General features: G+C 67.3%; 9 protein-coding genes. 3 read left to right on the top strand and 6 right to left on the bottom strand.

Going from position 1 to position 8,225, the window contains the following annotated elements:
- Positions 1 to 214 precede the first annotated feature (214 nt).
- From ACFXOO_RS12960 to ACFXOO_RS12945, 4 genes are all read right to left on the bottom strand, one after another.
- Positions 215 to 1,015: an alpha/beta fold hydrolase gene (locus ACFXOO_RS12960; protein WP_378842667.1), complete on the bottom strand. Its 801-nt coding sequence runs from the start codon at positions 1,013 to 1,015 to the stop codon at positions 215 to 217.
- 329 nt (positions 1,016 to 1,344) lie between these two features.
- Positions 1,345 to 1,692 carry a hypothetical protein gene (locus tag ACFXOO_RS12955; RefSeq protein WP_378842668.1) on the bottom strand — a complete coding sequence of 116 codons (348 nt, stop codon included), beginning with the start codon at positions 1,690 to 1,692 and terminating at the stop codon, positions 1,345 to 1,347.
- A 23-nt stretch (positions 1,693 to 1,715) separates the two neighbouring features.
- On the bottom strand, positions 1,716 to 2,063 hold the full coding sequence (locus tag ACFXOO_RS12950; protein WP_378842670.1) for a DUF4440 domain-containing protein: 348 nt from the start codon (positions 2,061 to 2,063) through the stop codon (positions 1,716 to 1,718).
- A 202-nt stretch (positions 2,064 to 2,265) separates the two neighbouring features.
- Positions 2,266 to 2,610, bottom strand: a complete 345-nt coding sequence (locus ACFXOO_RS12945; RefSeq protein WP_378842672.1) for a hypothetical protein — start codon at positions 2,608 to 2,610, stop codon at positions 2,266 to 2,268.
- A gap of 92 nt (positions 2,611 to 2,702) precedes the next feature.
- Between ACFXOO_RS12945 and ACFXOO_RS12940 the strand changes: the two genes are divergently transcribed.
- Positions 2,703 to 3,125 carry an organic hydroperoxide resistance protein gene (locus tag ACFXOO_RS12940; protein WP_378842674.1) on the top strand — a complete coding sequence of 141 codons (423 nt, stop codon included), beginning with the start codon at positions 2,703 to 2,705 and terminating at the stop codon, positions 3,123 to 3,125.
- A 76-nt stretch (positions 3,126 to 3,201) separates the two neighbouring features.
- Here ACFXOO_RS12940 and ACFXOO_RS12935 read toward each other — a convergent pair whose 3' ends face one another.
- Positions 3,202 to 3,972, bottom strand: coding sequence for a MarR family winged helix-turn-helix transcriptional regulator (locus ACFXOO_RS12935; RefSeq protein WP_394563808.1), 771 nt, complete (start codon positions 3,970 to 3,972; stop codon positions 3,202 to 3,204).
- A 122-nt stretch (positions 3,973 to 4,094) separates the two neighbouring features.
- Here ACFXOO_RS12935 and ACFXOO_RS12930 point away from each other — a divergent pair, with 122 nt between their 5' ends.
- A complete protein-coding gene (locus ACFXOO_RS12930) occupies positions 4,095 to 4,670 on the top strand; it encodes a MarR family winged helix-turn-helix transcriptional regulator (protein WP_394563807.1) in 576 nt (191 codons plus the stop codon).
- Positions 4,671 to 4,697: 27 nt separating this feature from the next.
- Here ACFXOO_RS12930 and ACFXOO_RS12925 read toward each other — a convergent pair whose 3' ends face one another.
- Positions 4,698 to 6,164: an MFS transporter gene (locus ACFXOO_RS12925; protein WP_378842682.1), complete on the bottom strand. Its 1,467-nt coding sequence runs from the start codon at positions 6,162 to 6,164 to the stop codon at positions 4,698 to 4,700.
- 188 nt (positions 6,165 to 6,352) lie between these two features.
- On the opposite strand from ACFXOO_RS12925, the gene dnaK reads away from it, so the two are divergent.
- Complete coding sequence (dnaK, locus tag ACFXOO_RS12920; RefSeq protein ID WP_378842684.1) at positions 6,353 to 8,221, top strand: molecular chaperone DnaK; 1,869 nt, start codon at positions 6,353 to 6,355, stop codon at positions 8,219 to 8,221.
- Positions 8,222 to 8,225: the final 4 nt, after the last annotated feature.

The raw sequence follows: 8,225 nt of genomic DNA, 5'->3' as shown, positions 1-8,225 counted from the left end.
CGAACGGGTGGAAAGTGCGCATGCGGGGCGGCATCCCCGAAATACGCGGTCCATCCGCATGGGACCCCGGAAGGCAGTGGAGACCCGTCACCACATCACCCACCCGCCTGAGCCGGGCACTACGCGCCCGAAGCCCCGGCTAAGCGGGATCGCGCCTGCAACAGGCGTACGCACAGCGATGTCCGACGCTGACGCCGACGACTGCGGTCGTCGGCTAGGCAGACCGCTGACCCTCGTTGGTGCTGTCGAGAATGAGTCGAGTCGCTTCATCCGGTACGTCCCATTGCGGAAAGTGCCCGCACCGCTCGAACCAGTGCAGCACGGCGTCGGGGAACAGTTCCGTAGCGCGAGCGGCCTGTCTGGGCAACGTCACCAAGTCGCGCCGCCCCCACCCGATCGTGACCCGGCCGGGGACTCTGCCGGCCGGAGCGCCTTGTTGCTTGGGGCCCTTGGTGAGGGCGTTCATGGCGGCGCCGGTCGCGGGGGAATCGGCCAGTCCGCGCACGTCCGGAAGCACGGTCTCCTGCGAGAGCGCCCAGGGTCGCGCCGACAACTGCGCCAGCAGCAGAGTCCTTGAGACAGGGTTGCCGAGCAGGGATGGCAGCCTGCCTCGCAGCGCTCGGACCAGAGCGATCGACGGCCGCAGCGTGGCGCCGAAGACGACGAGCTCGCGGTGACTCCAGAAACCGCCCGGGTCCAACGCCACCGTGTCGCCGCCGACTCCCCGCCGTGCGAGCTCGAGCACCATTCGGCCGCCCATTGACTGGCCGACGGTCGAGACTCCGTCCAGCCCCTGCTCGCGGATGAAGTCTGCGACGGAGTCGGTCAGCGTGGCGATCGAGACCTCGCCGGTCAACGGGGGTGTCTCACCGAATCCGGGGAGGTCGACGGCGATGACCTCACGACGCTCAGCCAGTTCGTCGAGGATCGGGGCCCAGGATCGCCACCCTGCGCCCAGACCGTGTACGAGCAGCAGTGGGCTGCCCCTTCCGCGTCGAACATGGTTCAGCGTCATCCCCGCAACGCTAACCCACACGGATCTCGGCAGGGCCGGTCACCGCGAGTGAGACGACCGAAGCCGTTGCCACTCCTCCCGACCGTTTTATCGGCATGGTCGCGGAGTTCGAATCCGGTCGCAGCCGAGCCCGCATCGGAACGGTTCACTGGTCGCCAAGGCGGGAGGCTGTCTTCGCGGCGTGACAGCCGAGCTCCCCGAGCTGTTCGACGTCGCCCGCTCGACCATCCACCGAACAGTCGAACGACAGCAAAGAGCTACCACGGGCCGACGATCGTAAGGGATCCGCCGAGGGGCCTGCTGCCTTGTGCAGTGGCGAGCAGGGTTGCTCAACCACGCGCCGAGATGAGTGCGGCCGTCATCAGTGTGTAGTCGTCGGCGCTCATGGTCTGAGCCCAGAACTGCCGTGGTTCGAGCGGTAGTCGACTGAGCTGGACGGGCACCGTGTTGAGATCCAATCGGAGTGCGACCGCGATGCGATGGTTGCCGTCGAGCGTGGCGAATCTTTCGTTGAAGCGGAGCTCGAGAGGTACCAGGATTCCTCGTTGACCAATGTCGGCGGTGAGCGCGTCGAGGTGCGCCGGAGTGTCGACGACCTCCGGTGGCGCCCAGATCTCTTCGCGGTCAACGGCTCGATAACGAGCCACGAGCGCAGTCGGCAACATAAGGAAGGACACGACGAGACGGTACCAACCATCGGCTATCGTCCGACGACGAACGTCCCCTGGTGAAAGCGCATCTGCAGCCGTCCTCGGTCAAGCGCCCATATCGAGGAGTGACGGCTGTCTCGATCGGCGGTACGGATGACATAGGTGACCAGGGCGAGGTCGTGTACCAGCTCGACGAACTCCCACTCGTCGGTCACGACGGGATCGCGATCACCCTCGCCGGCGAGAGCATCGACGATCTCGTCACGGTGCCAACGGCGTCCGGAACGACCGATCTCGACGAAGGCAGGATGGAGGAGTTCGCGCACGCGCGACTTGTCGCGGCGAGTAGCCGAGCTGAGCAGCTCCTCTTCCGCAGCGCGGACGGCGTGTTGGTCCATGAGTCCAGCCTGTCAGCTGTGCGCGCGGGGATCCGCCCGCGGTCACGACGAGGACACGCCGGTCAGGGTATGGTTCCCGCGTGGGATAGGGCTGCGTCGCTCAGTCACGACGGATCCGCGGACTCGTATCGGTGATGCCGTCGCGTCTGAACCCAGATCCATCTGCGGCGCCGGCAACAGCGTCCACGGAACGGGCCGGGTCTCAGGCGAAGGTGCGAACGATCTGGTCTGCGAGAGAGCCGGCGGTGTTCATGGCAATCGAGATCACCACAGCCGCGACCGCACCGAAGACCATGATGCGTCCGAGGCCGCTGCGGCGGATGATCGCGGCGGCCAGCACGCCCACGGCGGTAAGCACTGCGATCGTCTGTCCGGCGACCACAGCGAAGGCGACGTAAACGAACGTTTCGGTGCCGGGTTCGAAGCCTCGAGGGGAGAGCAGCGCGATGAGCGCGGGGACAACCACGATTCCTGCAACAAGGAAGATGCCGGGGGGCAACTCTCGCTTGCCGTGGGCGCTCTGTGCAGCTTCCTGGGTGGCGCTCATGTCGACACGGTATCGCGTGGTGATAAGACAATCACATTGTGCACAATGGGATTGTGTGCAACCATAAAGGCTCGAACGATAGGAGACTCAGCATGGATGCGATCTACACCGCGGAGGCGCTCGCGACCGGCGACGGCCGCAACGGGCATGTCCGTACGACGGATGGACTCATCGACACCGACGTGCGCGTGCCGAAGGAGATGGGCGGAGCCGGGGGAGAACCGAACCCCGAACTGCTCTTCGCCGCCGGATACGCAGCGTGCTTCCACAGCGCACTGCAGGCGGTCGCCCGTGCGCAGAAGGTCGCCATCCACGACACGAGCGTCGGCTCGCAGGTGAGTGTGGGCAGCAACGGCAACGGCGGCTTCCAGCTCGCCGTCGTTCTCGAAGTCGTCATCCCGGACGTTCCGCACGAGCAGGCACAGGCCCTCGCGGATGCTGCGCACCAGGTGTGCCCGTACTCCAACGCGACGCGCGGCAACATCGATGTGACGGTCACCGTCGTCGACGACTGACCACCGAAGCGTTCCCGCACGACGAGAAGCCCTCACCCGATCCGGGTGAGGGCTCCTCTCGATTCGTGCGCTTTACTCAGTCGGCGGAACCGGCCGGAGCGGCCGGTGCGGTGAGGCGTGTCGCCGCGGCGATACCAGCCTCGAAGCCCCGCTCGAACGAGTGCTCCGACCTGCGTCGCCCGCCCTCGCGGGAGCCGTGCCCACGGCGACCGTGCGCGTGCGGGCCGTGTCCGCATGCGTCGCCGTCCCGACCGCCGCCGCGCGGGCCGAAGCCCTCGCGGGGGTGCTCGCCGGGGCCGAAACCGGCGCGCTCGGCGAACTCGCCGCGCCCACCGAAGCCGCCCGGGAAGCCCTGGCCGAACCCGCGCCGTCCGTGACCGAAGCCACGGCCGTGCCCGAAACCGCGACCGCGCGGCATTCGCTCGTCTTCGTTCCAGCCGAACTCACGAGCGATCTTCTCGAGCGATGCGACGGTCGTCGCATAATCCTCGGGCGAGACGGCGCCGGCGACCCGCTCGCGGATCGTGTCGACCCGTGTGCTGAACGTGTCGCGTTGAGCGCGGCCCTCGTCGGTCAGCGTGAAGACGCCGTCGGTCTCTGTGACCCAGCCGCGCTCGATGAGCCTCGCCATCACCCGGCCACCGCGCTTGGCGGCGAACCGTGCGATGCGGGCGAGGCGCGCGTCGTCGGCGTCGCCGGCCAGCATGTTCAGGAGCATCCATTCGCGACGGTCGAAACCGTCGGCGGCGAACTCCGTGGCGAAGGCCTCGGTGAGCTGCCGGTCGACCAGCCGCAGCCAGAAGCCGATCGGTCGGTTGTCATTCTGTGTGTTGTCGTTGCTTTCCATGGGAAATCCTCTCGTGGGCCGGGGCAGTGGCTCGACCGGCCGGTTGATGCATGTCAAGTGGCATGTATATGTAGTGTGACATACGATCTCGATGCATGTCAAGTCGCATGTACCTTTGATTCGTGACGACTTCGGATGCTTCTTCTCCCGACCCCGCGGAGACGATCGCCGCCGCGCTCGCTCAGCTGCGCGGACGCCGCGGGCCGCGGCCGCCGTGGGCGGGCGGCGAAGACGGCGACGCACCGGGCCGCCCCCCGTGGGGCCCGGGCGGGCGCGGATTCGGCGGGCACCACGCATACCACGGCGGCCGGGGTGCAGATCCGCGCGGGGGAGGGTGGCCCGAGGCGATGCAGGCGCGATTCGGCGGTCCGGCCCGGCTTCGACTGCTGGAGGCACTGGTCGCCGCATCTGGTCCACTGTCCGTCAGCGAGATCGGCGAGGCCATCGGGGTCGATCAACCGAGGGCATCGCGGCTCGTGCAGCAGTCCGTCGACATCGGGCTCGTGCGCCGCGAGGCCGATCCCGACGATGCGCGCCGCACCCGCATCGTCCTCACCGACGAGGGCTCGGCGATCGTGCGCAGCTTCCGCGGCGATCGGCGTGAGGCCGTGGATCGCGCGCTGGCCGGCTTCAGCGACGAAGAGCGGGCCGACCTCGCGCGCCTGCTCGCGAAATTCGCCGCGGCCTGGCCGCGCTGAGCGCTGAGCGCTGACCGCGGGGCGGCGTCAGTCGATCACGGCCTGCTTCGCCTTGACCGGCAGCATCAGCAGAAGTCCCGCCAGCAGGACGATGACGATACCGAGGATGCCGAGGCGGGTATCGCCGGAGAGCCCGACGAAGAGCGCGAACAGTCCGGGTGCGAGGAACGACACCGCGCGACCGGTCGTGGCGTACAGGCCGAAGATCTCGCCCTCGCGGCCGGCAGGGGTGATGCGGGCCAGGAAGGAGCGACTCGCCGCCTGGATGGGGCCCACGAAGGCGCAGAGCACCAGGCCGGCGATCCAGAAACCGATCGCCGCGGTGCCGATGAAAAGGACGGCCGTGCCCGCGACGACCAGGCCGATCAGCGAGGCGAGGATGACGTTCTTGGCTCCGAGACGGTCATCGAGCCGTCCCGCGAGGATCGTGAACACACCGGCGACGACGTTGGCGGCGACGGCGAAATAGAGGACTTCGCTCGAGCTGAAGCCGAACACCTGCGCGGCGATGATCGCGCCGAAGGTGAAGACTCCGGCGAGGCCGTCTCGGAAGACGGCGCTCGCGAGAAGGAACATGAGCACCTGCCGGTTGCCGTGCCACAGCTTCGTCAGCGTGCCCCACAGCACACCGTAGGAACGGAAGAAGCCGACGTGCACCTGGCGCTCGCGCGGCGGGATCTCGGGTACCCGCAGGAGGACGGGTATCGCGAAGATCGCGAACCAGATCGCGGAGGCCACGACGGCGAGCCGGATGTGCAGGCCGCCCTCGGTGCTGATGCCGAGAAGGCCGGCCCGGCCCTCGGCCCCGAAACCCTGAATGAACAGCGCGAGCAGCAGGATGAGCAGCACGATGCCGCCGACGTATCCCATGCCCCATCCGAAGCCCGAGACGCGCCCGATGTTCTTGCGCGTGGACACCTGGACGAGCATCGCGTTGTAGTTGACGCCCGCGAACTCGAAGAACACGTTGCCGACGGCCAGCAGAGTCGCCCCGAGCACGAGGTAGCCGGGCGCGCCTTCGACGAAGAACATCGCGATCATCGCGACGACCACGACGGCGGTGTTGATGCCCAGCCAGAGCTTGCGGCGGCCCGTGCCGTCCGTGCGCTGTCCGAGCACCGGCGCGAGGACGGCGATCAGGATGCCGGCGATCATGAGAGCGACGCCGACCAGGCTCGCGTTGCCGGCGAGGGCCTGCACGAGCGCCGGATCCTTCGCGTCGTCTCCCGCCGCCGCCACGATCTGCGGGTCGACGAACAGGGAGCTCGCGAGATATGTGCTGAAGACGAACGTCGTCACCACGGCGTTGAAAGCCGCCGACCCCCAGTCCCACAGCGCCCACGAGACCACCTGTGCGCGCGGAGCTGCGACTCCCGGATCGGGATTCTCGGCCGCTCTGCCGATCGGACCGATCGCGCCGGTGTTGACCGTCGGCGGTGGCGCATTGACAGAAGGCTTGAAGATCGGCTTCTGCGGCTGCGGATCGGGTTCCATGTCGACACGCTAAGGCCCTTCGGTGAACGCGCAAAGTTGAGCCAATTCATATCAAGTTCATTTGACACGTCGATCGCGTCCCGCTAGCCTTGAGTCATCGCGGCTCAACCTCGAGCGGCGACCCAGACTTCCCGCCAGACCCCGGACGGCAGCATCCGCTCTCGTCCCCTTCGTAAAAGGAGAATCACATGCCCCGTGCTGTTGGAATCGACCTCGGTACGACCAACTCCGTCGTCTCGGTGCTCGAGGGTGGCGAGCCGAAGGTCATCGCGAACGCCGAAGGTTTCCGCACGACCCCCTCGGTCGTCGCCTTCACAAAGGACGGCGAGGTGCTCGTCGGTGAAACCGCGAAGCGCCAGGCCGTCACGAACGTCGATCGCACCATCGCGAGCGTCAAGCGCCACATGGGCACGAACTGGACGTTCGACGTCGACAGCAAGAAGTACACGCCGCAGGAGATCTCGGCGCGCATCCTCGGCAAGCTGAAGCACGACGCCGAGGAGTACCTCGGCGACTCCGTCTCGGACGCCGTCATCACGGTTCCCGCCTACTTCAACGACGCCGAGCGTCAGGCCACGAAGGAGGCCGGGGAGGTCGCAGGCCTGAACGTGCTGCGCATCATCAACGAGCCCACCGCCGCGGCCCTCGCGTACGGCCTCGACAAGGGCAAGGAAGACGAGCTCATCCTCGTGTTCGACCTCGGTGGCGGAACGTTCGACGTCTCGCTGCTCGAGGTGGGCAAGGACGATGACTTCTCGACGATTCAGGTGCGCTCGACCGCGGGCGACAACCGCCTCGGCGGCGACGACTGGGACCAGCGCGTCGTGGACTACCTGATCAAGCAGTTCAAGGCCACGTCGGGCGTTGACGTCTCGGGCGACAAGATCGCGCTCCAGCGCCTCAAGGAGGCCGCGGAGCAGGCGAAGAAGGAGCTCTCCAGCTCCGCCTCGACCAGCGTGAACCTGCCCTACCTGTCGCTCACCGAGAGCGGACCCGTGTCGCTCTCCGAGACCATCACGCGGGCGAAGTTCGAGGACCTCACCAAGGATCTGCTGGACCGCACGAAGAAGCCGTTCGCCGATGTCATCCGCGAGGCCGGCATCAAGGTGGCCGACATCGATCACGTGGTGCTCGTGGGTGGATCCACCCGCATGCCCGCCGTGAGCGAGCTCGTCAAGAGCGAGACCGGCAAGGAGCCCAACAAGGGCGTCAACCCGGACGAGGTCGTCGCTGTCGGCGCCGCACTGCAGGCCGGTGTGCTCCGCGGTGAGCGCAAGGACGTGCTGCTGATCGACGTCACCCCCCTGAGCCTCGGCATCGAGACCAAGGGCGGCATCATGACCAAGCTCATCGAGCGCAACACGGCCATCCCGACGAAGCGCAGCGAGACCTTCACGACCGCCGACGACAATCAGCCGTCGGTCGCGATCCAGGTCTTCCAGGGCGAGCGCGACTTCACGCGTGACAACAAGCCGCTCGGCACCTTCGAGCTGACCGGCATCGCCCCGGCGCCCCGCGGTCTTCCGCAGGTCGAGGTCACCTTCGACATCGACGCGAACGGCATCGTGCACGTGTCCGCCAAGGACAAGGGCACGGGCAAGGAGCAGTCGATGACGATCACCGGCGGCTCGTCGCTGCCGAAGGACGACATCGAGCGCATGGTGCGCGAGGCCGAAGAGCACGCCGCCGAGGACAAGAAGCGTCGTGAGTCCGCCGAGACCCGCAACCAGGCCGAGACCCTGTCCTACTCGATCGACAAGCTGATCAAGGACAACGACGACAAGCTGCCCGCCGAGGTCAAGACCGAGGTGCAGGGAGATGTCGACGCGCTCAAGACGGCGCTCGCCGGTGACGACGACGATGCGGTGAAGGCCGCGTTCGACAAGCTCAACGCGAGCCAGGGCAAGCTGGGCGAAGCGATCTACGCATCGTCGCAGGCCGCGGGCGAGACGCCCGACCCGGCGGCGACCGACCCGGGCAACGGCGAGGTGCCGAACCCCGAGGAGGACGTCATCGACGCCGAGGTGGTCGAAGACGACGACGAGAGCAAGAAGTAGGGAT

This window comes from Microbacterium sp. P03, assembly GCF_043556235.1.
GTDB lineage: Bacteria > Actinomycetota > Actinomycetes > Actinomycetales > Microbacteriaceae > Microbacterium.
This window is presented reverse-complemented; position numbering and strand designations above follow the sequence as displayed.